Genomic DNA, 24,806 nt, shown 5'->3' with positions numbered 1-24,806 from the left:
GCACCCTGGGAGTCGGTGATTTACAATAAACCATGGTTCCCATCCTGAGACAGCCTGGCTTTCAGCAGCGTGCCATGCCGTTGTCCATCCAGGCCTGGCATCAAATGATCGCCACGGGTCTCGCTCCGGCGCGGGCTGAACTCATTCGCGGAGTGATTGTCGAAAAAATGAGCAAGTCCATCATCCATACCAAGCTTGCGGCGAGAATTTTTGCTCTTCTGCAAAAACTTGCAGGCGCTCAGGTGTGGGTCCGCAAAGAAGATCCGCTCACCTTGACGGATTCAGAACCCGAACCGGACGCATCGGTGGTCGCGGGCAGGGAAGAAGACTTCCAGAGTCATCCAACGACAGCTCTCCTCGTTGTGGAAGTTTCTGTTTCCAGTCTCAATGAAGACCGTGAAATGGCCGACCTCTATGCAGAAAACGGCGTGGCCGAATACTGGATCATTAACGGCTCCGAGCGTTGCATCGAATGCTATCGCGATCCCTCTGCTGGCCGTTATCAAACCCAGCTCCGCATCACCGAAGGCTCCATTCTTCAGAGCGCCGCCCTGCCAGCCGTGAGCGTGGACATCGCCGAATTGTTTGCGGGTATCGGCGCCTGATCCCTCCCGCGTTCAAGCAGGCATCCCAGCGTGCGAAGAAACGCTGATGAAAAGTCGCCATCGGCGCTCTGAAATGATCAGATCAAGGCTCGCGTGTCTTTGATCCAGATTCTTTTCCAACGGCTCATGGTACTAAACTGCCGTTCTTTGCCTTTCGAGACAAAGAGTTCGGCGTGGCAGCGTACGTTGGGAGACACTTCAACCCATCGTCGCTCCTCATGCCCACTTCGCGCCGCTCCTTCCTCAAGCATTCCACGCTCGCCTCCGCAGCCGCCGCTTTTCCGGCGTTCGTCCGCGGCCAGAACCTCAACAGCAAGCTCCAGGTGGCCTGCGTCGGCGTCAATGGCATGGGCTACAGCGATCTCCACAACGTCGGCTCTCACGCCGCCGTGAAATTCGTCGGCTTCTGCGACGTGGATGCCAACCGCTTCGACAAGGCTGACAAGGAGTTCCCCGGCGTGAAGCACTTCTCCGACTACCGCGAGATGTTCAGCACCCTTGGCGACGGTTTCGATGCCGTCACCGTGGGCATCCCGGACCACATGCACGCACCCGTGGCCGTGGCCGCCATGCAGAAGGGCAAGCACATCTACTGCCAGAAGCCCCTCGCGCACACCGTCTGGGAGGCGCGACAGATGCGCCTCTGGGCTGAGAAGAAAAACCTCGTCACCCAGATGGGCAATCAGATCCACTCCTCCATCGAGTACCGCATGGGCACGCGGCTCATCAAGGAAGGCGCGATCGGCAAAATCAAGGAAGTGTACTCCTGGGTCGGCGTCACCGGCAATGAGCGCACCCGCATGTTCCAGCCGCCGCCCTCCGCTCCCGTCCCGGCCAATTTGAACTGGGACCTCTGGATCGGCGCCGCTCCCATGCGCGAGTACGCCCCCGCCTATCACCCCTTCATCTGGCGCGACTGGCAGGACTTCGGCGGCGGCGGCCTCGGCGACTTCGGCTGCCACATCATGGACCCCGTTTTCACCGCGCTCGATCTCACCGCCCCCATCAGCGTCCACGCCAAGAACAGCGGCATCAACAACCAGATCTGGCCCACGCATGAGACCATCAACTATGTCTTCCCCGGCACCCAGTACACCGCAGGGAAAACGATGAAGCTCACCTGGATGGACGGCGGCCTCAAGCCCAGCCACAAGCTCGCCCAGATGCCCGGAGACATCGATCTCCCCGGCAGCGGTTCCATCTTCATCGGCGAGGGCGGCACCATGGTCCTCGCTCATGTCGCAGGCCCGCGCCTCTACCCTCTCGACAAGTTCACCGGCTTCAAATACCCCAAGGAAGAAGGCCGCAGCCACTGGCACACCTGGGTGGACGCCTGCCTCGCCGGCACCAAGACCAGCGACGGCTTCCACTACGCCGGTCCGCTGGCGGAGACCGTGCAGCTCGGCAACGTGGCCACCCGTCTCGCCATTCCCAAGATCGACCCCGTCACCGGCCGCATGGAGGAGGCCAACAAGGTGCTTGAGTGGGACGCCGCCAATCTGAAGTTCACCAACGCACCCGAGGCCGACAAGCTGCTCACCAAGACCTATCGTCAGGGCTTCGAAGTCGCTGCCGCTTAAGCCTTCGCATTTCCCGCTCCCATCCCGTGCGCGCCGATCTGAAAAGATTCGGCGCGCATTTTTTTCGATGGCATTTGAGTGGCTGGCGTAGTTATTGCGTCAGAACATCATATGAACTCGGAAAACACGAACGAATCGTCGTCTTCCCTCAGCGGAAGTCTCCTGCTCGCCTCACCGGCCATGCGCGACTCCAATTTCGCCCGCTCCGTGGTCTTCATGGCCGCGCACAATGCGAAGGACGGCGCCTTTGGCTACATCCTCAACCGCCCCCTGGAGCAGTGCGTCGCCGATCTCCTTCCAGACCAGGACTTGGGAGCGCTTGGCGATGTGCCCGTGTTCATGGGCGGCCCCGTTTCCACAGACAAGCTTGCCTTCGCCGCTTTGCATTGGAACAAACGCCGCCGCACCCTTCGCTGCCAGACTCATCTCTCCGTGGCAGACGCTCTGCACGCGCTCAGCCTCGGCCATGATGTGCGCGGCTTTGTCGGCTACTCCGGCTGGAGCGGTGGCCAGCTCGAAAGCGAGCTGGAAGTCCGCTCCTGGATCACCACCCCGGCCCGTCCGCTGGTGCTCACTGTTGAAAAACCCGCCCAGATGTGGTCCGCCATCCTCAAGGACATGGGCCCTGTCTATAAGGTCATGGCCGGTATGCCTGAAGACGTGAGTCTGAACTAAGCCGGCGTGAAGCGGCCCGCACATTCCGTGTGCGGTGTGGGCGGCAGGCCTGCCTGCCACCTCTTATAAGATGCCGCTCCAGCCTACTTCGAAAATTCCTTGTCGATCGCGTCCAGATACTTCGAGATCGGATCGGTGCGGACTGGAAGTTCTTTCTTGATGGTGGTGGGCAGGTTGAGGAAGTCGTCAAACTTGCCGGAAAGGCGGCCGCTCTCGCTGGCTTCGAACCAGTCCAGGTAGTCGCGCACCGCGACAGACTTCTGGTAGGCGACAATCGCAAACTCATGCAGCGCGGCCAGGCGCTTGTCCATGTCCTTCGTCCTCCCGGCTTCGATGTCGTGCACCGCGACGAGGTAGCCTCGGATCACAGGGCGGAACAAAACGCCCACACGCAGCTCCAGCGCCCTCAGTGACGCCAGGTTGTACTCCAGTATTTTAGCACGGTCTGGGTGCTTCAGGATATGCTGATACTCCTCGATGGGCAGGCTCACCGGTACCAGGCTCGGTGCTGCGGCGTCTGGGCTGGCCGCCGTGCCTGGAGCTGCCCTGACCTGTTCGGGCGTGGCCGGCTTTGCATTCGGATTCGTCGTCTGTGGCTTGCGCGCAGCTGTGCTGGAGGATTTGGCGGTGGACTTGGAGTTGGGATTGGTCGTGCGCGGCTTGCTGCTTTTCTTCACCTCTGGCTTCTCCGCTTCAGCCTTCGGTGCTTCAGCCTCCTCCTTGGGGGCTTCCTCGGTCTTGCGTTTGCGGAAATCAAACAGCGGCTCCGTTGTCGGGCGGGCGGCGGGCGGGGCCAGCATCTGCCAGGCATCTGCCATCATGGGTGAGATCAGGCGGGCAAAATCAAAGCTGCTCTCCGGAGTCAGCATCGCCTGCTTCTCCTTGGCCGGCGCTTCCTCTTTCTTTTCCTCCGCAGGCTTCTTGCCGCCACGGAACCAGTTCATTGGATTGAGCTTCGTGGGCTTCTTTTCTTCCTGGGGCTCCTCTTTCGCTGCCGGTTCTTTTGGGACGCTGACCTTGGGCTTTTCGATCGCCGCCGCCTTTTCCTTCTCCTTTTCAGCCACCTTCTTGCCGGGGCTCGCAGTCACGGCGGGTTTCTCATCAGGCTTCTTCTCATCAGGCTTTTTCTCCTCGCCACCGGCGCCAAAGAGCCGGCCCATGAAGCCGGGTTTCTTTTCTTCTGCCTTGTCCTCTTTTTCGGCCATGGCTTCAGCCGGCTTTTCAGCCGTTTTGGAGCTGCTGTCTTTGGCCTCTGCATCGTCAGGCTTTTTCTTTTCCTCGCCACCGGCGCCAAAGAGCCGGCCCATGAAGCCGGGTTTCTTTTCTTCTGCCTTGTCCTCTTTTTCGGCCATGGCTTCAGCCGGCTTTTCAGCCGTTTTGGGGTTGCTGTCTTTGGCCTCTGCATCGTCAGGCTTTTTCTTCTCCTCACCGCCGGCACCAAACAGGCGCCCCATGAAGCCGGGCTTCTTTTCCTCGTCCGCAGGCAGCTCCTTCGCTTCGGCCGTTTTGGCGGCTTTGTCTGCGGCTTTCGCCTCGCCTTCCTTTTCGCTGCCATCTCCCAGGAAGAGCATGCGGCGCAGCAGGCTGCGTTTCGTCTTCGGGTCCTCCTCGGCGGGTTCCTCCTTCGGGGTTTCAGGCGTCGGCTCTTTCACCTTGGCCTTGGCGGTTGCAGTCTCCGCCTGGGCTGGCGCACGGGGCTCGCTCGCCGCGATCACCGGCAGCGGTGCGGGGATCACAAAGGGGTGCAGTTTCACGTTCTTTGGCACCTCCGCAGGCAGCGCTTCGTAGTGGATCGTGATGGCCTCCTCGATGGCCTTGAGGCTTTCGGCCGCGCTGAGCGGCTCGGCCACACCGGGCTTGGCCAGGGAGGCCAGCTGCAGCGACCACCACTTGTTCAGGCTCGACGCCGAGGCGGCGAAGTTGGGGAATGCAGCGCTGAGCAGTTCGCGCTCGGAGCGCGAATCACTCGCCAGGGAGTTGAGAAACTTGTTCAGATTCTGCGGCCCGTTTGGCTGGTCCACCAGCGCCAGCACCAGCGCGCAGCATGAGGTCTCGTAAATCGTCCGGGAGAGGTTGTCCATCTCCACCGGGGAGGCTTCGATGATCTCCTCAATGCCGTAGATTTTCCCGCTGCGAAACAGCGTGGCAAACATGGCGCTCGGGGCCGGGCTCGCACGGAAGTCCAGCGCATGCAGCACGCCGGTCATGACCCAGTCGGGCAGCAGCAGGCGCCCTTCCGGTGTCTCGATCTTCTGGTGGTTGCGCAGGATGCGCTCGGCCAGCAGCGCCCTCACCAGTTCCTTGCGCAGGTCCTCCGCCTTCAGCCCGGGCCCCTCGTTGATCGTCACCTGCAGGTGAAAGCCCCCGAAGTTAAGCTCGGAGATGGCGGTGGAAATCGGCGGCCCTTTCGACTTGGCCGCCTCCTCGCCGGTGTTCAGCAGCACCACGATCGGCAGCACCCACGGCTCCTTGTCATTGAGCACCCTGCGCAGCTCCTGCGAAATCTCCTCACAGCGTGTGGACATGGCGCTGCGCGTCTCAAACACCTTTCCATGCACAATGAACTGCCGGCTCGTGCTGGTGGAGCTCGTCACGGGCACCTTGTCCGCCGGAGTCGGCACGCGCGGCACCTCCGTCACCGCTGGCTTTTGTGTCACGGCTTCCAGCGCCTGCATTTTGCTGGCGGAATTCGCAGAGGTCGCAGGCGCTGCGGGCACAGGTGCAGGCGCTGGCGGGGCTGCAGGCTTGGCGCCGGGCTCATTCAGCAGCTGGCCCGGCAGGGGAGGCGGGGCCAGAGTCTTCGGGGCCTCGATCGCAGCCGCCGCTTCTTTCTGTTCCTTCGTCAGCGGCGGGACGGGAGGGGCGGCTGTTTGCCCCACAGCGAGCAGTGTGGTGCAGACAAATGAGAGCACGCCTGCGCAGGCGCATGGAAAACGGCGGTTCATGCAGTGGGGAAGCGGGGATCGAGCACGAGCTTGTCCTTCGCGATGGTGATTTGGGTCATTTGAAACAAGGCACGGATTTCTGGATCAAGTGCCTCGGCCAAAGCTTGCAGCGAGGGCTGGAGCGGCCTCATCATGCCACGCGGCATCTCCAGGTGGCCGTACGCTCCACGCAGCACTTCCACCCGGAAGTCCTTTTCTCCGCGGTGGATCGCCAGGTCCACGCTCGCGGTCTGCGTATGCCCGTGGATTTTCCAGATCAGAAACAAACGCGCCGTGTCCGGCTCCAGATCGATGCGGACTCCTTCAAACGCCGCCCAGCCTCCCAGGACTCCCGGGATTTTTCCAGACAGCGTCGCGGACAGGTGACGGTTGATTTCCACCTCGCTCACCTCCATCACTGCCGCACGCTTGATGGTCGTTTGCCGCATCATGTCAGGCAGGTCATCGGCCTTCGCAGAGCTTGGCGCAGCGACTCTGGGCAGATCTGCCGGCCGGTGTGCCACCCAGGCGGCTCCGGCCAGCAGGCTGATCCCAAGCAGCCGCAATGTCTTGATGAGTTGGCGGATCACAGCGGCAGGTGGTGGTGAGGTATGAAATGCGGGCTAGGGGCCTAGGCCCCCGTCGTCTTGGCAGGTGCTGGCGTGCTCGCGGCTGGTGCAGGGCTTGCCGCAGGCGGCGCACTGGTGGCTGAGGCGGCGCTTTCAGAGTCCTTCTTCGCCGCCGCTTTGTACGAGTCGCTGCGGTAGTCGGTGATGTAGAAGCCGTTGCCTTTGAAGATGAAACCTGCGCCCATGCCTATCTTTCGCTTCACCGGTCCCGGACAGCCCTCCTTCGGGCACTCCGTGAGGTGAGGGTCTTTCATGGACTGTTTGGCCTCAAATGGATGGCCACACGTCTGGCATTCGTATTCGTAGGTGGGCATGGTGGGGGGAAGGTGAGATGCCTGCGCGGGGATAATGCTGTGCGCAGCAGGGCTCTAAGTATGCTGCTTGGCACCCTCTGCTGCAAAAGGATTTTCCCCCTCCATTCTGGCTCTGTCACAATTCAGCGCTCGACACTCATCAGCCTTTGCATGTATTATCCGGTCATGGCTGCTTTGACCCAGGAAACCGTCTTCTTGAAGAATCTTTATGCCACGCCCGCCGACTGGCAGCGCGATTTGTTCTATTCCGTGGTGCGTGCGGGCCACCTCAAGGCGGGCTATGAGCACCGCATCGAGCGCGAAACCTACCCCGGCCACGAGCTGATCCTCTGCCTCAAAGGTCGCGGCTGGGTCCAGGTCGCAGGCAAACGCCATGAAGTCGGGCCCGGGGCTCTCCTCTGGGTGAACTGCCACCATCCTCACCTCTATGGGGCTGCCAAAAAGGACCCCTGGGAGCTTTATTGGATACGTGCAGAAGGTCGGCCGCTCGACCGCATCGCCGAGCTCCTCCAGGTGCGCTCACAGCCCGTCCTCGAAGGCATTAATGAGCAGGCTGTCGCTCAGGAGTTTGAGCGGGCTTTTGAGCACATGAGCGGCACCCGCCCCAGCGATGCCGCACTCGCCAGCGCCGCCGTCGCCTCCATCATCGGCCAGGCCTTCCACGTCCGCCTCTCAGAGCCCGGGCAGGTGCAGCCGGAGCTCCCCTCCGCCGTTTCCAAGGCCCTCGAGCGCATGCGCCTCTACTTCCACCTCCCCATGCGCGTGGTCGAGCTGGCCCAGCTCAGCGGCATGAGCGAAAGCCACTTCAGCCGCCAGTTCAAGGCCTCCATCGGCACCAGCCCCATCGACTGGCTCCGCCGCGAGCGCATCAATCAGGCCAAACGCCGCCTCATCGAGTCCGACGACCCCGTCAAGGAAATCGCCCGCCAGGTCGGCTACCATGACCAGTTCTTTTTCTCCAAGGACTTCAAGAAGATGACCAAGCTCACCCCCACCCAGTTCCGCGAGCAGGAAAAGCAGTCCTAGTCCGCCACAGGCCTCTGCTTCAGCCGTTCTTCCACCCACGCATGTGTGCGGCGGAGGATGAAATCCAGCATCAGCGCCAGCAGCGCCCCTGCAAACGCTCCGCCGACCCCGCCATACACGGCGATCATCCAGCTCTCGTCCACCTTCTCCAGCACCGTGCGGCCCACCCACGCCGTCACCGCCCCTGCGGGTATCCCGGCCAGCACACCGCACTGCAGCAGCAGCGCCCTCATGGCCGTGGCCGGACGTTTCGTAAAGAAACCCAGCGCCACCGAGCTCGACACCACGCCCAGCATCACCATTCCTGCTGCGATCGCGCACGCAAACAGTCCCGCTCCTATCCCGACGCCGATCAGTACGACCATGACAATCAGCATGATGAGGCCGGGAAAAATCATGGCCTCAGCATCAAACTCAAATCTCGAATTTCAAATCCTCATTTCACCGCCACTGTCATCCCCATGAGCATCACCCCCGCACCCCAGGGCCTCCTCGGCATGAAGCCGGAGGAGATCGCTGCCGTGTTCACAGAGCTGGGCCAGCCCGCCTTCCGTGCCAGGCAGCTCGTCGAGTGGGTCTTCGCCAAACGCGCCGCCACCTTCGAGGCGATGACCAATCTGCCCAAGGCCACCCGCGAAGCCCTCGCCACCCGCTTCGTCACCCGCACCATGACCATCGCCAAGGTCACCGGCTCCAGCGACACCACACGCAAGTTTCTCCTCAAGCTCCATGACGGCCGCTACGTCGAGACCGTCCTCATCCCGGCCAATCCCGCCCTCTATGGCGGAGCCTCGGACCGCCGCACCCTCTGCGTCTCCAGCCAGGTCGGCTGCGCCTACGACTGCAAATTCTGCGCCAGCGGCCTCGCAGGCTTCACCCGCAACCTCACTGCTGCCGAAATCGTCGAGCAGATCGTCCAGGTGGAGGCCTATGCCGGAGAGCGTGTGGACAATCTCGTCTTCATGGGCATGGGAGAGCCCCTCGCCAATTTCTCCAACGTCACCAAGGCCATCGAAATCCTCAATGCGGAATGGGGCATCGGCATCGGGGCACGTCACATGACCGTCAGCACCAGCGGCCTCGCTCCGCAGATCAAAAAACTCGCCGATTTTCCCCTTCAAATCCGCCTGGCCATCTCCCTCCACGGCGCCACCGACGAAGTGCGTGAGAAAATCATGCCCGTGAACCGCAAGCACAACCTCGCGGAACTCTTCGAGGCGCTCGACTACTGGAACCAGAAACGAAAACAGTTCCTCACCTTCGAGTTCATCCTCATCGCCAATGTAAACGACAGCCTCCAGCAGGCCCAGGCCCTGGCCAAACGTGCGCGCAGCGCCAATGCCAAGGTCAACCTCATTCCCTACAACACCGTCGATGGCCTCGACTGGGTGCGCCCCAGCGAAGCCGCCCAGGACGCCTTCCTCGCCGTGCTTCTCAACGCCGGCGTCACCGCCACCCTACGCCGGGAAAAAGGCCACGACATCGCCGCCGCCTGCGGTCAGCTTCGCCTGAAACAGGAAACCGAACTCGGCATCATCGAATCCCCCATCCCCGCCAAACGCATCACCATCGGCGGCGGCGCGGACTGATTTTCCGGAGCGCCAAAGGCGCGCGCTATCGCAGCCCAGGGCAGCGCCCTGGGTTGCCTGTTTCGCCACATCCTTGGCCCGCAGGCAGTTTGCCCTTCGTAGTGCGCACCGAGCAGAATGGGCGTCTGCAGCAGACTTGTTCGAGAGCAGCATGTCTGGCTGTTCGGGACGTAGGTTGGGTGTGTTTGGCGGCTGATGGTTGCTCGATCATCAGGCGGCTGCTTCGCCAAACCGCCCGACTCTGGGGGGCGTTCGCAGGCTGAGGCGCGTGGCTACACGCTGAGGGACGGCGGGCTGTCGCCACACCCATCCACGGCCACGCCTGAAGCACTGAACCTGGAGCTCTATTCGAGAACAAGTCCAATACCACGCACAGCTGAAAACGGGTCTCATGGGTGAAAGCCAGCATTCCATGCGGCCAGCCAGCGCTCTGGAGGAGTGGGATCGTCCCGATCCCACACGTTCCCGCATCGCCCTGCGCCCTCGCAGAACCACGAACACGCTGCAGGTGGGGGGATCAAGATAATCCCCCTCCGTCGCTGCGGCGAAGCCTCAGGCGGGGTGGGATCGTCCCGATCCCATACGTTCCCGCGTCGCCCTGCGCCTTCGCAGATCCACGAACACGCTGCAGGTGGGGGGATCAAGATGATCCCCCTCCGTCGCTGCGGCGAAGCCTCAGGCGGAGTAGGATCGTCCCGATCCCACACGTTCCCGCATCGCCCCTGCGCCCTCGCAGATCCACGAACACGCTGCAGGTGGGGGGATCAAGATGATCCCCTCCGTCGCTGCGGCGAAGCCTCAGGCGGAGTGGGATCGTCCCGATCCCACACGTTCCCGCATCGCCCAGCGCCCTCGCAGAACCACGAACACGCTGCAGGTGGGGGATCAAGATGATCCCCCTCCGTCTCTGCGGCGAAGCCTCCGGCGGAGTAGGATCGTCCCGATCCCACACGTTCCCGCATCGCACAGCGTCTTCGCACATCCACGAACACGCTGCAGGTGGGGGGATCAAGATGATTCCCCTTCGTCGGATCGTGCCTCCACCTTCAGACCCGTTTTCATCGCATCGTGGTCCAATGGGTCCCGTCACGCATAGGCACCGCGGCGTGTCCGGGTCTCAAGGAGGCCAGGAGTTTTCAACAGGCTGTTAAAACTACCTCACCCGCGCCGGCTTCCTCACCGCAGCCGCAGGCACCCGTTTCACCGGGCGCTTCAGCTTCGATGCAGACACTGACTTGGCGGCTGCGGGCTTGGCTGCCACGGGCTTCGCGGCAGTCTTGGCTTCCTTCAGCTCACGCAGCTCTTTCTCCACCTCGGCCAGACGCTTGGAGGTCGCCTCCAGCTTCCGCACCACCAGGCGCGCCACAAATTCATACAGCGCCGCATGGAAATCCGGGTCTTCCTCACGGGGATGGATGTCCTGCAGAAACTTCTGGTCCACCGCCAGGCACACCGCCTTGGTGGAGGCCAGCACGGAGGCCAGACGCTTGTCATGGTTCACGAGCGCCAGCTCGCCAAAAACTTCCCCGATCCGGGTGATGGAGGCCACCTTCTTGGTGCCGACCCGCACCTCCAGCTCACCGCTGAGCAGGACGTAGATGCGGGAGTCGATGCTGCCTTCTTTGATGATGCAATCTCCTGGCTCGCACTGCAGCAGGCTGCTGGAATTGAGCACATCATCGAGCTGGTCATCGCTAAAGCTGGCGAGGGCAGGCACCGCACGCAGAGGCGACGGGCTGTGCTTCTCGTCATGGATGTAAGCAAACTCTTTCATGGAATATGCAGGATTCTGTCAGGAGGATGGCAGGCGGGAAAGATAAATTTTGCTCATTTTCCGGCACTCTTCACCGCCGCATCATACGCAGGCCAGAAGCTCGCCGGTGGCATCAGGTCCTTGCCGCCATCATCAAACCGTGTGCCGATCTCCTGCAGCGGCAGCGCTTTCACCACATCGATGCCCGCCGTGATGTTTGCCGGCGTAAACACCAGCCGTGTGAGCTTCATGCCCTTCAGCGGGGTCAGATCCGTCACCGGCGTTTCGCCTATGTGCAGTCGCTGCAGCGCCGTGCCGCTCAGCGGCGTCAGGTCCTTCACCTTCGTGCGGTGCAGCGTCACGCTCACCAGCGGCACCGTCTTCAGCGCGCTGATGTCCGCCACCGGGCAGTCCGTCAGCCACAGCATCTGGATCGGGCATTTGCCGATCCCCGAGATGTCTCCGATCGGGCAGCCCACCGCATTCAGCTCCACCAGCGGCATGTTTTCCAGCGCCGCCAGGTTCTCCACTGGCGTACGGCTCAGGTACAGCTTCTCCAGCGGCATGCCCCGCAGTGCGGAGAGATCCTTCACCTTCGTGTCCTCCAGGTACAGCTCCACCAGCTTCTTCCCCTGCATCGGCCGCAGGTCCGTGATCGGCGTCTCGCTCAGGTCCAGCGCCAGCGGCTCGATGTGCTCCAGAAACTTCACGTTCTCGATCTTCGCCCCGCGCAGGCTCAGCGCGATCACCTTCCCACCCTCGATGTTGAACTGCCCGTCGCCCGCATACGCCGGATTATGGTACTTGATCTCCGTGTGCATCATCTCCTGCGTCCAGTACACCTTCTTCGGTTCCTCCTTTTTGGGCTCTGCCTTGGCTGGCGCGGGAGCTGCCGCCACGGGCTTCGCCGCAGGCGCGGGTTTCTTGGGCTCATCGCCGCATTGGGTCAGGAGCAGAGGCAGGACAAGGAGCAGGCTGGGCTTCATGGCACCGGCATGCCGGATTTCCCCCCTCCTTGCAAGCCGGAAGTGAAACAAGCGCGGCAAACCCGCGTTTATCGCGCCTCATCATGCGCCCGCTTCTTCTCCTCGCCGCACTGCTTCTCGCATCGTCCGCCTTTGCCGCCAAACCCAACGTCCTGCTCATCGTCGCAGACGATCTCGGCTACCACGACCTAGGCTTCCAGGGCTCCAAGGAAATCACCACGCCTCATCTCGACAAGCTCGCCGCCCAGAGCCTCGTGTGCACCAACGGCTACGTCTCCCACCCTTTCTGCAGCCCCACCCGCGCAGGCATCATGACGGGCCGCTACCAGCACCGCTTCGGCCATGAAAACAACCCCGCCTGGCTCCCGCAGGACACCGTGGCAGGCCTTCCCCTGACGGAGACGACTTATCCCCAGCTCATGCGCAAGGCCGGCTACACCACCGGGGCCGTCGGCAAGTGGCACCTCGGCGCGCATCCGCAGTTCCACCCCAATGAGCGCGGCTTTGACGAATACTTCGGCGCGCTCGGCGGCGGGCATCAGTACTTCCCCGGAGACAAAGGCGGCGTGGAGTACACCCTCCCGCTGAACCGCAATGGCAAGGACGAGGCCCAGACCAAGTACCTCACCGAGCAGTTTGGCGATGAGGCGGCAGCATTCATCGGACGTCACACCGGGGAGGCCAAGCCCTGGATGCTCTATCTCGCCTTCAACGCCCCGCATACACCACTCCAGGCCCCGCAGAAGTGGCTCGACAGGTATTCGCAGATTGCCGACAAAAGCCGCCAGACCTACGCCGCCATGGTATCGGCCATGGATGAAGCCGTGGGCGCTGTGCTGGACAAGCTCGACGCCACCAAGCAGCGCGAGAACACGCTGATCTGCTTCGTCAGCGACAACGGCGGCCCCAATCTCCAGGCGAAGAGCGGCAGCAACTTCACCAGCAACGCCCCCCTGCGCGGTGCCAAGGGCATGGTCTATGAAGGCGGCATGCGTGTGCCCTTCCTCGTCAGCTGGCCCGCCAAAATCAAGCCCGGCAAATACGAGCAGCCCGTCATCGCCCTCGACTTCCTGCCCACCTCGCTGGCCGCTGCGGACTCCGCAGACCTGACGCCGAAAAATCTCGATGGCGTAAACCTCCTGCCCTTCCTCAGCGGTGAAAAATCCACCGCACCCCACGACACCCTCTTCTGGCGCACCGGCGGTCCCGGCGGCAACAACGCCGTGCGTCGCGGCACCATGAAGCTCGTGCGCCTCGGCAAAGCGGAGCCCGAGCTCTACGATCTCTCCACCGACATCGGCGAATCCCAAAACCTCGCTGTTGAGAAGCCCGAGGTGGTCAAAGAACTCGTCGCCGCCATTGCCGAATGGGAAAAAGGCACCATCGCTCCCATCTTCGAAAGCCCCAAGCAGGGCAAACCAGCGGCGAAGAAGAAAAAGAAATAGCCTGCTTCACAGCGTTTCTGGCAGCATGAGGTTCATCATGCTGCGCCCGCTCACTTTTCTTCTGCTCTGCTCCTTCGCTCACGCGGATGAGTTCGATCCTCTGCGCGCCGTGGTGTCCAAAGCTATCGCCAAAGGAAACCCGGCCGGTGCTGTGCTCTGGCTGGAGAGCGGAGACAAAAAGCTCACTCTCGTCGAAGGCCAGCGCGCGCTCGTTCCTGCCAAAGAAGCCATGACCGAAGACACTGTCTTCGATGCCGCTTCTTTGACCAAGGTTGTCGCTACCCTGCCCAGCGTGCTCATCCTCATGGAGCAGGGAAAGATCGAGCTGGAGGCCGAGGCGCGTCGCTACATTCCGGAGATGCGTGCTGGCATCACCGTGCGTCACCTGCTCACCCACACCTCCGGCTTCAGGCCCGGCATTCCCAAGGAGCCGGAATGGTCAGGTTACGCGGCAGGCATCGAACGCGCCATCGCCACAGAGCCCGACGGTCCTCCCGGCCGCTTCTTCCGCTATTCAGACATCAATTTCATCCTGCTCGGCGAGATCGTCCAGCGCGTCAGCGGCATGCAGTTGAATGAGTTCGCAGCGCAGCATGTCTTCCAGCCCCTGCACATGGACTCCACCCGCTTCCTCCCGCCCGAGGAGTGGCAGCCACGCATCGCTCCCACCGAAAAAGACGACACCGGCACCATGCTGCGCGGCGTCGTGCACGACCCCACCTCACGCAAAATGGGCGGTGTCACCGGCCACGCCGGCCTCTTCACCACCGCTGGCGATCTCGCAAGGTACGCACACATGATTCTCGCAGGCGGTGCTGGCGTGTTAAAACCCGAGACCGTCAAACTCATGACCGCACCGCAGACCCCGGCCACCGTCTTTGAGCGCCGTGGGCTCGGCTGGGACATCGACTCCACCTTCAGCCGCCCGCGTGGCAAGATCTTCCCCGTCGGCTCTTTCGGACACACCGGTTTCACCGGCACCAGCCTGTGGCTCGATCCCGCCTCGCAGACCTTCGTCATCTTCATGAGCTCTCGCCTGCACCCCGATGGCAAAGGCAGCGTGCGCGATCTCTATGAAGAGATCGGCACAGCAGCAGCCAAATGCGTGAAGATCATTCCCTCCACCGGCCCGCCCTGGCCGCGCGATGAAAAGGAAATGCCCACCGTGCTCAATGGCATCGACGTGCTCACCCGTCGAAAATTCGCCGATCTCAAAGGCCTCCGCATCGGCCTCATCACCAATCAAACCGGCATCGACGCCCGGCGCCACAGCACCATCGATCTCCTCGCCAAGGCCCCCGAGGTGAAGCTGAAAAAACTCTTCAGCCCAGAGCACGGCATCCGTGGCGAGCTCGATCAGGAAAAAATCAGCAACTCCACCGACAAAAAGACCGGCCTCCCCGTTCTGAGCCTCTACGGCACGCAGCGCGCCCCCACCCAGGAGCAGCTCGCAGACGTGGACGCACTCGTCTTCGACATCCAGGACATCGGCTGTCGCTTCTACACCTACATCGGCACCATGCGCCTCTGCATGGAGTCCGCCGCGAAAGCCAAAAAACCCTTCTATGTCCTCGACCGCGTGAACCCCATCGGCGGCCTCCAGGTGGAGGGTCCCGCCCTCATCGACGCCGAAAAACCCACCGCCACCCACGCCATCCCGCTGCGCCACGGCATGACCGCCGGTGAGCTCGCAGCCATGATGAATGCCGAGCGCGCCATGCAGTGCGATTTGAAAGTCATCCCCGTCGAAGGCTGGCAGCGCCACCTGCTCTTTGACCAGACCGGTCTTCCCTGGATCAATCCCTCGCCCAACATGCGTTCGCTCAATGCCGCGCTGCTGTATCCTGGTATCGGCCTGCTGGAGTTCAGCATCACCGTCGGGCGCGGCACCGACACCCCCTTTGAGGTCCTCGGCGCTCCCTATGTGGACGACCTGCGCCTGTCGTATGAACTGAACAAGCTCGGTCTGCCAGGCGTCCAGTTCACCCCCATACGCTTCACCCCCGCAGCAAGTGTGTTCAAAGGCGAACCCTGCGGCGGCGTGCGCATGGCCATCACCGACCGCACCGCTTTGAATGCCGTCGATGTCGGCATCGCCATCGCCAGCACCCTGCAGAGGCTTTATCCCAAGGAGTTCAAGCTCGCCCTGGTGGACACCCTCCTCAATCGCGCCGCCAGCGTGAATGAGATGCGTGCTGGCGGCTCATGGAAAAAGATCGTCGCAGCCTGGGCCACTGAGTCGCAGGCCTTTGAGACGAGACGCGAACGCTTTTTGAAGTATTGATGTACTGGGCCATGAAGACACGAATCATGTACATCGAAAATAAAAGCGGCGGACTCAGCGGGCCAGCCCGGATTGGACGGGTACGATTGTCCAAGACGGGCAGGACGTTGTTCTACGGCGGATTGGAACTGAAAAATCTCGATGGAGCTGGTTACAAGAGCAATCACGTCGATCTGGCCACAGGTCATCACTACTGGGTTTCTGGACCGCGCAAAGACGGAGAAGACAGGCTGTATGGCGGAAGGGTGCCCGTGGAAATCGATGAAGACGTGAGAGAGGAGTATTGGACGAAGATTCGCAACTTGCCTGAGCGGATAAACGATGGCGTGCAGTGAAATCTGGAGCTTGCATGATAGGGGAGTGCCCGTGCTACCATCCGCATGATGAAATACCGCCGCCTCCTTCTGCTCTGCACCCTCCTGCTTGCCGCCTGCGGCAAACCTGCGGAGTCATCCAGAGGCACCATCGGCGTGTCGCTCCTCTCCTTGCAGAATCCCTTCTTCAAAGTCATCGCCGACAACATCGAGGCCGAGGCCAGAAAGCACGGCTATGACACCCTCATCGTCAGCGCCGACTCCGACGTGGCGCGCCAGAGCAACCAGATCAAGGACTTCATCGTGCGCGACGTCGCCGCCATCGTGCTCAGCCCCACCAACTCCAAGGCCATCGTCACCGTCATTCAGGAGGCAAACGCCGCCGCCATCCCCGTCTTCACCGTGGACGTTCCCTGCAATGAGCCCGGCGTGAAAATCACCACCCAGGTGGCCACCGACAACTTCGGCGGTGGCAAGATGGCCGCTGAGGCCATGATCGAGGCGCTGAAAGGGCAGGGGGGAAAGATCGGCGTGCTCGACATGAAGCAGGTCGAGTCCTGCATCCTCCGCGTCAAAGGCTTCAAAGAGTCCCTGGCCGCTCACAACGCCGCAGCGGTGAAGAAGATCGAGATCGTCAGCGAGCTCGACTGCGGCGGCGCGAATGACAAAGGCTACAAGGCCACTGAGGACATGCTCCAGGCACATCCAGATCTTGTCGGCATCTTCGCCATCAATGACCCCGGCGCCCTTGGTGCCCGTGGGGCCGTGGAGAAGGCGGGAAAAACAAACAAGGTCGTCATCATCGGCTTCGACGGCCAGCCCGAAGGCAAGCAGGCCATCAAGGACGGCAAGATCTACGCCGACCCGATTCAGTTCCCGGACAAAATGGGCGCGGAGGTCGTCCGTGCCTTCATGCGCTATTCGAACGGCGAAGAACTCCCCCCTCAGATGCTCATCCCCACCAGCCTCTATCGCAAAGCCGATGGCGCGGCGCATGCTTCGCTGAAATGATCCACCCATGAAATTCCTCCCCCTGTTTCTCTTCCTGGCCTTCGGCTGCCTTATCGCCTCTGCCGCAGATCCCAAGCCCGACTCCGAGTTCACCACCACCGACCCCAAGAAGGTCAAAATCCTCGAAGACTCCTCACGCGAAAAAGAACCCGAGATCGATCACTTCAAGCACCTCTGTCCCGGCCTCGGCGGCTATCAGGTCATCCATGAAGGCGGCGATCTCCGCAGCTGGATCAATCTCATCTACGACGGCCGCAAGACCGACCTCATGAACGCCACCCTCACCGCCTGCCCTGGCCAGTTCCCGGCCAAGGCCAACAACGTCGTCCAGTGGCGCGGCTTCCGCAAAGGCGACACCTTCGCGCCCTACGCCATCATCTACCGCATGATGTCCAGCGCCGATGACGAAAAGCAGACCCGCCTGGAGACCTTCGTGATCATCAGGCTCGACAAGGACAAGTCCGCCGTCGTCGCCCATCTGTCTGCCAGGGAAGGAAATGAAAAAGCCGAGCTGCTGGCGGACAAGCTCTGCAAGCCATGAACTCAGGCATGCCTTCCACCATTCGCCGGCTTCTGCTGGCCGTCCTCATCACCCTCATTGGTCCTCTGCCTGCGCAGGAGCAGGGCGCGGCTCCGGTCCGCATCCTCTTCTTTGGCAACAGCTACACCGCCTTCAACAAGCTCCCCGGCATGGTGGGCGAGCTGCTGCTTTCTTCCGGAGTCTTCGCTCCGCACATCGCCAGCAGCCTGCATGGCAGCTATACCTTGGAGCGCCACACCACCAATGCCGAGGGCCTCGCCTTGCTCAAGCAGGGCGCCGACGACGGCAAGCCCTGGGACATCGTCGTCGTGCAGGAGCAGAGCGTCGTCTCCGCCGCCGCTGCGGTGGACGCAGACGCCCGCAATCTCATGGAAAACGGCCTCTCCAAGCTCGTCCGCCTCGCCCGCGAGCAGAACCCCAAAGTCCTCATCATCGACTTCCAGGTGTGGTCCCGGCACGAAAAGCTTTGGAAGGAAAAAGACGCAGACGCCCTTCTCACCGGCGCTTCCTCGGCAGAGGCAAGCACCCGCATCCATGTGGCCAATGCCCGTTCTGTGAAGGCCGCTCAGGAAAGCAATCCCGGTGCCCAGATCCTCGTCAGTCCCGTCGGCGATTTCTGGTGGCTGGTGCATGATGAATATCCCGCCCTGTCCCTTTACGATTCAGACGGCTCTCATGCAGATGTGCTGGGCACCCTGCTCAGTGCGTACGTCATCGTCGGCACCATCGGCGGGCGCGAAATCCTCGAAAACGTCTCCTGGCTGCCGCCAGACTGTCCGGCGGTGCTGGCTGGACGCGTGAAAAAATTGATCCTCGACCACCCCGAAGTTTTCAAATCGGCCGGGAAGTAGCGCACGCGTGGCAGCGCCGCATCATTTCGGCCGCCACGAGGTGACATCATCGCTCGTGCCCGGTATCTGGTCCTTGCCGCTGCTGTAAACGGCGATCTTCAGCGGCAGATGCGCCGCCTGACCCGTCGAGATCTTCGGGTCCGTATTGGCTGCATCCGGATTCTTCACCTGGTTGTCGCCGTTCGTGTCCAGCAGGATGTGGTACGGCTGGCCGTACATGTCCGTCAGCTTGTAGGGGCGCGCCGCACCCACCAGCCCATGCCGTCCGTTGTTCGCAGGATTGAAGGTCGCAAACTGGGTGCGCTTCGGATTCAGATCCGCCGTGCCTCCAGACGCCGGCGGAATGCCCATGAGCGTGTCCACCAGCGGATTGCTGCCATCCGTCAGCAGTTCAGGCGCGTCCTCACCATTGGCCCCGGTGAAGCCTGCGCTCACGGGATAGCGGTTGTAGTCGGTCTGGTACGTTTCGATGCCAGTCTTGAGATCCATCAGCACCGTTCGCACTTTCAGATTGTTGGCTTTGTCGATGAGCTGGGTGACCCCCGCTGCTGTCAGGCTGGCGAGGATCGCGATGATGGTGATCGTGATGAGCAGTTCGATCAGGGTGAACGCTCTCGTAGCAGGTTGCCGGTGCGTTTTCATATTTGGAGTTTACCCGAAATGCCGGTCGGGGGTCAATCCTGGTTTTTCGGCGTCATTGCAGGCACCGGGATTGGATGCGTCCGGCTTCGTTGATGAACCTTGTTAAAAACAGCCAGGGTCAGGCTGGCCAGCAGTGCCACCAGCACGATCACAGCAAGAAACGGAAAGCTGATGAAAACCAAAGGGCGCTGATGCCGGTGCGTGTTCACAGCTGAACCTTATTAGAAACAGTCACAGCAGGTCAATCCTGCTCTTTTCACCCTTGATCCCCCTCGGGAAACAGCGCACGGCTTCCCCTCCCGTGAACAAAGAAGCCGTCCTCGATCAAATCCTCTCCGTCCTCAGTGCCGAACTCGCCGCCCTCACCCGCGCCGCGCAGGGCTCCTTTGCCGCAGCCACAGATCCGGACAGCAAGGCGGAAAACAAATACGACACCCGCACCCTCGAGGCCTCCTACGTCGCCCGCGGTCAGGCCCAGCGCGTGGCAGAGTTGCAGGAGGCCGTGCGTGCCTTCGGCGCATTGTCAGGAAACACCCTCGAGTCAGGCGCCGCCATCACACTCGGAGCCCTCGTCACCTTGGAAACTTCCGGCGAACAAACCCACTACTTCCTCGGCCCCTTCGCAGGCGGTACCGAGATAGTGCATGCAGGTCAGGAAGTCGTCGTCATCACTCCCGCATCCGCCTTGGGTCAAAAACTCATCGCCAAGCGGGCAGGGGACACCATCGCCCTGCGCCCCGGCCTTTCCGCAAAGGTGACCGCAGTGGCCTGACCACGGCGAATCCAGCCTGTCCTGCAGAATGCGACATCATGCCCCTCAAAGCGTCACACTGCATGGGGCCTGTAGGACCCGCAGGTGAGCCCCGGCCTTTCCGCAAAGGTGACCGCCGTGGCCTGATCACGGCTGATCCAGCCTGTCCTGCAGAATGCGACATCATGCTCCTCAAAGCGTCACACTGCATGGGGCCTGAAGGGCCCCCGGAGTCAGCCCAGGGCGCCGGAGCGCAGCGACAAGCCCTGGGTCTCTCCCATCCACGCGCACCACCTCTTCAGGAAGCGCCCTGAAGGGGCGCGGGAGCAGCTGCTTTCGCCCCATCACATCTCTCCGTTCATGCGGTTCTGTTTCTGGAGGCTTGCCAGATCAATCACAGCCTGCGCTAGCAGTCACAGCCGCAGCATCCGCACCCGTCGCCGTCGCAGGGATTGCAGTCGACCATGGTCCCCCCGCCTCGGGTCCATCCGGGGCGGCAGCAGCTACAGCAGTCACAGCATTCATCGCAGTGGCACCCATCGCATTTGTCCCAGCAGGAGCGTTTCCGCTCGGTGCCTTCAATGGGTGACTGCACATGCTTCGTGCCTTTCTTCGTGTCTCCCGCCACCTGCACCACCCGCGCTTCCGCACCTGCGATCAGCACCGTCTGCCGCAGGTCGCGATGTCGCCGCAGCGGCAGGGCATCAAACGTGCGCCGCAGGCTCGCGAGTGCTTGTTCAAGCTTAGGCAGCAACGCCGCCCGCCGCCCCACGAGATCAGGAAAAGCATGCAGCGGGTTAAACTGCCCGCGCTTCTTGTCCCGCGCCCAATCCTCCCACGCATCTTGCGCGTAGATGAGAAAGCCCAGGCTCTCACCGAGTTGACGCAGCAGCGGTTTCGCACCCGGTGCACCCGACACCTGCGCGAGGTGCCCCACGATCTCACCATACGCCGCACACGTCGGCCCTGCGCATGCGTCGAGTCTCGCTGCGGGATGCTCAATGTCAGCCTGCCCCGCCATCCAGCCGCGAACCTCTTGCACCGGAAAGCGCATCGCATGCAGCAGACCCAGCGCGTCGCCGATCGGCCTGTCGAGCGCTCTCGATCCCACACGCGCCGCATGGCGTCGCCACCCCCGCTCATCCTGTGCATCGTCGTCCAGCTTCGCGCTCAGGCCGCAGACCGTCACAGCGGCCGTGTACTGCAGCACCGGGCTGTCCGCCACGAGATCACGCGGCGTGGCAAATGCATTGCAGCACGTCGTCCGGCACAGCACCGGCGGCGCTTCCGCCAGGGCGGAGCCCAGCAGCGTGAGAAAAGCGCTGTCCCGGTTCACCAGCCAGCGCGCCCACGCGCCATAGTGTCGGTGCAAACTCGTGCCGAGACCGCAGAAGTGCGCTCGATACAAAGACGCCGCCTTCTGGCAGCACATCGTGGGACCCGGGAGATGGCCGAACATCGCCAAAGATGGCGCAAACACCTCCGGCGACGAATGATTTTCGCTCAACCCGCCCGCCGCATCTCCACGATCCACGCCGGCGCTTTGCCCTGGCCCGGCACCGAGCTGTCCGGCTGCCGCTTCAGTCCCACCGCATGCGCTAGCAGCCACTCCAGCCCCTCCCAGAAGCGCACCGCATCCAGCACTGGATTCAGCACATTCGTCACCGGGCAGTAGTGCACGTCCTTCGGATTCGTGTGATGCACGGCATGATGTTGCGGCGTCTGCAAAATCCGCAGATCCTGCAGCAGCGAGATCACGCGCCCATTCTCCCGCCGTGTGCGGTGCGCCCACTTGTGCACCTCGTTCGCATTTCCCCCCACCAGCGCAAAGAGCCACACGTGCCACGTCAGGCAGTCCAGCCATGCCGCCGCGATCAGCAGCACACTCATCGTCATCACCAGCTCCTTGTTGCTCTGCCACCACGTGTTGTGCGTCATGTGCCGGGGCAGGTGATGATGCACGATGTTCGGCCTTCCCAGCCAGCGCCCCAGCCACGGCGTGTCCTCGCGCACATACGCATCCTCAAACCAATGAACCAGCCCCGCCGCAAAATCCGCCGCCAGCACCACACCTGCCGCCTGTATAGAGAGTAAGATAAGGTCTTTCATGACCCCGCATCTCTGCCTCAGCCTTCACAAATCAGGATATTGATAGTCTTGAAGGTGCGATTGAGGGGATCAATGGATGGTATGAGCCTATCGCAGCACTCCGACTGTTCTTCGAGCGCTCAAATGAGAAGACCGAGGGTTTTCAGAGCGGTCATGCGTGCGGCGCGGTCGTCAAAGTAGAAATGGGCATCAATAGGATGCAACCAGCCAGTGACGTCCTGGATGACGTTGTTAGGATGCAGGTCAAAGACATCCACTTCACCAAGGAGATCGTCGTCGAGGACAAAATTGCCGCCAAGGGAGCGAGGGGCCGGGTCACGCAAGTTTTGCCGGATGAGGGAGGCTTTGAGCTCTTCCCATTCAGGGTGAACGCCGTCGATGTAGGGCTGCGTGATCACCACTTGGAGCCGTCCGCCCTCCAGCATGCCGCCGAGCAGTTGAATTTCGTCGTCGAAAAAGTAGTTGGAGAGCAGCAGATCGCTCAGGTAGTCGAACAGCGATTCCGTGGCGAGCTTTCGGGCATCGGCGACCTTGAGAACGAGATTCCTGCCCGGCAGCAACGCCACACGATGTTCTTTGCCGCCTTTCAAGGCATCGGTTTGCAGCTCGCGCTCCACTTCATCCACCGAGAGCCAGCGCTGTTCTCGTGTAAAGAGGGAGCTCAGGACACCGATTTCATCGTCAATTGATTCGCCCGAGCCTTTTGCAGGGTCACCACCCCCTGCGTCTGCAAGGCTCTGCGCCGCGCTTCGGAGAAAGCCTGCCGCACCCTCGTGACGTGGATAGTCACAGGTTTTCCCGAGAGCTGCGGAGATGGAAAGGAGCGGTTCAATTAATGAAACATGCTTGACCGAATCCCAAAGTCAAAAGGTGAATCTGATGTTCCTGGAGCTTCCGAGTTGCTGCGGAAGGAGCGTTCGAGTGACGGAACCTCGGGATTCTTAACCTTGAGGGTAGTTTGGGTGTGATGATCTGTGATAGCGCTCACTATCGCTCACCCATGCTGCGCTACATACCGAAAGCTCGCCGGGTTTTGATTCTGTTAGAAATTAGGTTCTAAATTTCCGGCCGTAGTGGCGCAATAAGCTTTCAGTAAAAGGCTCCGTACGAATATGGTCACGGTTCAAATTTCCTTGGGCAAGGCTTTCAACGACAGTTGCCGCTTCTGCAAAGAGCTTCTTAGATCCTTCTTCGTCTCGGAGAGACTCCACGAGTTTATTGGCATTGCGATCCATTTCATGGGAATTGGGTTTCGCTGGAGGATCAGGAAACAGCATCAATCGAGCTGCCAATAAAATGTGATAACGAGCGGGTCTGAGTTTGGCTGGAAGGTAGTTATTACGAAATAAATAATCGAGACGATAATGTGCAAAAGCAGCTGCGTAATAAGCACTCAAAAAATGATCTTTGCCGAAAATTTCATTTCCAACTTCCTTGAGTAAACCCTTGTAGTTTTTAGTCGTTTTATGAGGGAATTCACGATAGACGGACGCGTAGGCTCGAACCAAAGTGGGCATATTGATGATGCGCACTTTCTCGACATTTTCGGACGCATACTGCCTTGGGCGGCGCTCATAATAAAGACGATATTGTGCGTCAAATGTCGGGAAATAAGTCTCTAGTTTCTTTGGAAACTCTTCGAGCGCAAAGAACTGATCATCGGAGATTTCTGTCTGTCTGTTTGTTGCGCGAATGACCGAATTTCGAATGCCTTCATCGGTAGTTGCCAGTATTTTCACTGGAATAAACATGTTTGAAGCCAGCCGCTCCTTGCATGCAAAAAGCACATGGCTCGTTTGGCAACCATTAACAATTTGATAATCCTCTATGACAAAGCGGTCTCCAACAGGGTTGATTCGTTGAGCAACAATCGTGATACCATTGTTCAGGATTGGAAACAAATGCTGTTGGGCTGCATCTAAAAGAGTTTGGCGAATATCACTATTGACAGCGTTCCACTCCATCCAGTGACGAACATTGTCATGGAATAATGAGGAGGCGATTTCTCCATTATCCTGCGTGATAAGCTTTAGGTATTCACCTGCCGCCAAGACTCCCATATAAGCTTGGTCTACCCCAGCGATTGCTGGAATGGTTAATTTACGTTCGAAGACAATCTGTCTCGACACTGCGTTTTTGGTTTTCCGGTAAAGCGCCTGGATTTGGTCGGCACCCAAGCATTCAAAGCGGACCTCTCGAAATAGACCAAGACTTTCGATGTCTGCTTTTGCTGCGTCACGTCTTGCTGTTAAGTTCGCATCGTTCTGCCATTTGCCAGTAGTGACATAATATACAAAACAAATCGGATTGCCTCTCGTAAAGAGGCCAGCTTGTTTAAAAAGTGCGTCAGCAATTATCTTAGACTCTCTAATTTCGTCGTTTTGAGGTAATTGAGGAGACTCGCTGAGGAAGTCAGTGATTCCAAAGCTGATATTACCAATCTTAGCTGTGTCAAAGCCTGATGAACGTTCAGCCTGCACGATTATGATGCTGGCATCTACATACTTATTAGTCGCGGCCAGATCAGAAATTTCAGCAGGATCGGTGACAATAACCCCATTCACAATAAATGTAATCGCATCAATCGCGCAGTCTCCCCCGCTTCCAACCACAACATCCGTTGTATCAAGCGAATCGCTCAGGTGGTCATTTGTCGCAATATAGGCCGCAAAATGTTCAAATTGCTTATCTTCAGGAAGCTTGGTAAGCGAGTTTTGCGAAGCAAACTCCGTCATCAAGTGTTTCGTGATCTGGTCCATGATTGAACTTTTTAGCTA

General features: G+C 60.6%; 24 protein-coding genes. 12 read left to right on the top strand and 12 right to left on the bottom strand.

Translation table 11 applies throughout. The features are described from left to right. Nucleotides 1–32 precede the first annotated feature (32 nt). From ACFQDI_RS15965 to ACFQDI_RS15955, 3 genes are all read left to right on the top strand, one after another. Complete coding sequence (locus tag ACFQDI_RS15965) at nt 33–605, top strand: Uma2 family endonuclease (protein ID WP_377168523.1); 573 nt, start codon at nt 33–35, stop codon at nt 603–605. Nucleotides 606–823: 218 nt separating this feature from the next. Then, entirely contained in the window at nt 824–2,185 is a 1,362-nt protein-coding gene (locus tag ACFQDI_RS15960) for a Gfo/Idh/MocA family protein (protein ID WP_377168521.1), read from the top strand. Between the two features lie 111 nt (nt 2,186–2,296). Beyond that, nucleotides 2,297–2,860 carry a YqgE/AlgH family protein gene (locus tag ACFQDI_RS15955; protein WP_377168519.1) on the top strand — a complete coding sequence of 188 codons (564 nt, stop codon included), beginning with the start codon at nt 2,297–2,299 and terminating at the stop codon, nt 2,858–2,860. Between the two features lie 83 nt (nt 2,861–2,943). On the opposite strand, the gene ACFQDI_RS15950 is transcribed toward ACFQDI_RS15955, so the two are convergent. The 3 genes from ACFQDI_RS15950 to ACFQDI_RS15940 are packed head-to-tail and all read right to left on the bottom strand — an operon-like array spanning nt 2,944 to nt 6,727. After that, nucleotides 2,944–5,805: a hypothetical protein gene (locus ACFQDI_RS15950; protein WP_377168517.1), complete on the bottom strand. Its 2,862-nt coding sequence runs from the start codon at nt 5,803–5,805 to the stop codon at nt 2,944–2,946. Continuing rightward, entirely contained in the window at nt 5,802–6,374 is a 573-nt protein-coding gene (locus ACFQDI_RS15945; protein WP_377168515.1) for a hypothetical protein, read from the bottom strand. Before ACFQDI_RS15945 ends, ACFQDI_RS15950 begins: the two co-directional genes overlap by 4 nt. Before the next feature lie 41 nt (nt 6,375–6,415). Continuing rightward, on the bottom strand, nt 6,416–6,727 hold the full coding sequence (locus ACFQDI_RS15940; protein ID WP_377168513.1) for an FmdB family zinc ribbon protein: 312 nt from the start codon (nt 6,725–6,727) through the stop codon (nt 6,416–6,418). A 165-nt stretch (nt 6,728–6,892) separates the two neighbouring features. Between ACFQDI_RS15940 and ACFQDI_RS15935 the strand changes: the two genes are divergently transcribed. After that, nucleotides 6,893–7,753, top strand: a complete 861-nt coding sequence (locus ACFQDI_RS15935) for an AraC family transcriptional regulator (RefSeq protein WP_377168511.1) — start codon at nt 6,893–6,895, stop codon at nt 7,751–7,753. Here ACFQDI_RS15935 and ACFQDI_RS15930 read toward each other — a convergent pair. Further along, nucleotides 7,750–8,151, bottom strand: coding sequence for a hypothetical protein (locus ACFQDI_RS15930; protein WP_377168509.1), 402 nt, complete (start codon nt 8,149–8,151; stop codon nt 7,750–7,752). The two genes, ACFQDI_RS15935 and ACFQDI_RS15930, sit on opposite strands and share 4 nt — an antisense overlap. Nucleotides 8,152–8,214: 63 nt before the next feature. Between ACFQDI_RS15930 and rlmN the strand changes: the two genes are divergently transcribed. Next, nucleotides 8,215–9,342: a dual-specificity RNA methyltransferase RlmN gene (gene rlmN / locus ACFQDI_RS15925; protein ID WP_377168507.1), complete on the top strand. Its 1,128-nt coding sequence runs from the start codon at nt 8,215–8,217 to the stop codon at nt 9,340–9,342. 1,153 nt (nt 9,343–10,495) lie between these two features. Here rlmN and ACFQDI_RS15920 read toward each other — a convergent pair. Then, nucleotides 10,496–11,116, bottom strand: coding sequence for a cyclic nucleotide-binding domain-containing protein (locus tag ACFQDI_RS15920; protein ID WP_377168505.1), 621 nt, complete (start codon nt 11,114–11,116; stop codon nt 10,496–10,498). 53 nt (nt 11,117–11,169) lie between these two features. Further along, the gene (locus ACFQDI_RS15915; protein WP_377168503.1) at nt 11,170–12,081 is read right to left on the bottom strand and encodes a leucine-rich repeat domain-containing protein; all 912 of its coding nucleotides are present in this window, start codon (nt 12,079–12,081) and stop codon (nt 11,170–11,172) included. An 83-nt stretch (nt 12,082–12,164) separates the two neighbouring features. On the opposite strand from ACFQDI_RS15915, the gene ACFQDI_RS15910 reads away from it, so the two are divergent. The 6 genes from ACFQDI_RS15910 to ACFQDI_RS15885 are packed head-to-tail and all read left to right on the top strand — an operon-like array spanning nt 12,165 to nt 18,527. Further along, entirely contained in the window at nt 12,165–13,526 is a 1,362-nt protein-coding gene (locus tag ACFQDI_RS15910; RefSeq protein ID WP_377168501.1) for a sulfatase, read from the top strand. A gap of 37 nt (nt 13,527–13,563) precedes the next feature. Next, a complete protein-coding gene (locus ACFQDI_RS15905) occupies nt 13,564–15,810 on the top strand; it encodes an exo-beta-N-acetylmuramidase NamZ domain-containing protein (protein WP_377168499.1) in 2,247 nt (748 codons plus the stop codon). Between the two features lie 11 nt (nt 15,811–15,821). Continuing rightward, on the top strand, nt 15,822–16,145 hold the full coding sequence (locus ACFQDI_RS15900; protein WP_377168497.1) for a 1-deoxy-D-xylulose-5-phosphate synthase: 324 nt from the start codon (nt 15,822–15,824) through the stop codon (nt 16,143–16,145). A 45-nt stretch (nt 16,146–16,190) separates the two neighbouring features. After that, nucleotides 16,191–17,135, top strand: a complete 945-nt coding sequence (locus ACFQDI_RS15895) for a substrate-binding domain-containing protein (protein WP_377168495.1) — start codon at nt 16,191–16,193, stop codon at nt 17,133–17,135. 7 nt (nt 17,136–17,142) lie between these two features. Then, nucleotides 17,143–17,676 carry a hypothetical protein gene (locus ACFQDI_RS15890; RefSeq protein ID WP_377168493.1) on the top strand — a complete coding sequence of 178 codons (534 nt, stop codon included), beginning with the start codon at nt 17,143–17,145 and terminating at the stop codon, nt 17,674–17,676. 8 nt (nt 17,677–17,684) lie between these two features. Next, nucleotides 17,685–18,527 carry a hypothetical protein gene (locus ACFQDI_RS15885; protein WP_377168491.1) on the top strand — a complete coding sequence of 281 codons (843 nt, stop codon included), beginning with the start codon at nt 17,685–17,687 and terminating at the stop codon, nt 18,525–18,527. Nucleotides 18,528–18,548: 21 nt separating this feature from the next. Here the strand turns inward: ACFQDI_RS15885 and ACFQDI_RS15880 are convergent, their stop codons facing one another. Both ACFQDI_RS15880 and ACFQDI_RS15875 read right to left on the bottom strand, forming a co-directional pair. After that, complete coding sequence (locus ACFQDI_RS15880) at nt 18,549–19,169, bottom strand: prepilin-type N-terminal cleavage/methylation domain-containing protein (RefSeq protein ID WP_377168489.1); 621 nt, start codon at nt 19,167–19,169, stop codon at nt 18,549–18,551. A 32-nt stretch (nt 19,170–19,201) separates the two neighbouring features. Beyond that, the gene (locus ACFQDI_RS15875) at nt 19,202–19,378 is read right to left on the bottom strand and encodes a hypothetical protein (protein ID WP_377168487.1); all 177 of its coding nucleotides are present in this window, start codon (nt 19,376–19,378) and stop codon (nt 19,202–19,204) included. Between the two features lie 92 nt (nt 19,379–19,470). Between ACFQDI_RS15875 and ACFQDI_RS15870 the strand changes: the two genes are divergently transcribed. Beyond that, complete coding sequence (locus tag ACFQDI_RS15870) at nt 19,471–19,941, top strand: transcription elongation factor GreAB (RefSeq protein ID WP_377168486.1); 471 nt, start codon at nt 19,471–19,473, stop codon at nt 19,939–19,941. Between the two features lie 385 nt (nt 19,942–20,326). On the opposite strand, the gene ACFQDI_RS15865 is transcribed toward ACFQDI_RS15870, so the two are convergent. The 4 genes from ACFQDI_RS15865 to ACFQDI_RS15850 form a co-directional block, all read right to left on the bottom strand. Beyond that, nucleotides 20,327–21,379 (bottom strand): DUF5685 family protein, encoded by a 1,053-nt coding sequence (locus ACFQDI_RS15865; protein ID WP_377168485.1) that lies wholly within the window; start codon nt 21,377–21,379, stop codon nt 20,327–20,329. A gap of 44 nt (nt 21,380–21,423) precedes the next feature. Further along, nucleotides 21,424–22,029, bottom strand: coding sequence for a fatty acid desaturase CarF family protein (locus ACFQDI_RS15860; RefSeq protein ID WP_377168484.1), 606 nt, complete (start codon nt 22,027–22,029; stop codon nt 21,424–21,426). Nucleotides 22,030–22,148: 119 nt separating this feature from the next. Continuing rightward, entirely contained in the window at nt 22,149–22,694 is a 546-nt protein-coding gene (locus tag ACFQDI_RS15855; protein ID WP_464694254.1) for a putative polyvalent protein kinase domain-containing protein, read from the bottom strand. Nucleotides 22,695–23,078: 384 nt separating this feature from the next. Continuing rightward, on the bottom strand, nt 23,079–24,788 hold the full coding sequence (locus tag ACFQDI_RS15850; protein ID WP_377168480.1) for an AIPR family protein: 1,710 nt from the start codon (nt 24,786–24,788) through the stop codon (nt 23,079–23,081). Nucleotides 24,789–24,806 lie beyond the last annotated feature (18 nt).

The sequence above is a fragment of the Prosthecobacter fluviatilis genome (genome assembly GCF_042655725.1).
GTDB classification, from domain to species: domain Bacteria; phylum Verrucomicrobiota; class Verrucomicrobiia; order Verrucomicrobiales; family Verrucomicrobiaceae; genus Prosthecobacter; species Prosthecobacter fluviatilis.
Note: the sequence above shows the minus strand (reverse complement) of the source record. Positions and strands in the feature narration are given on the sequence as shown.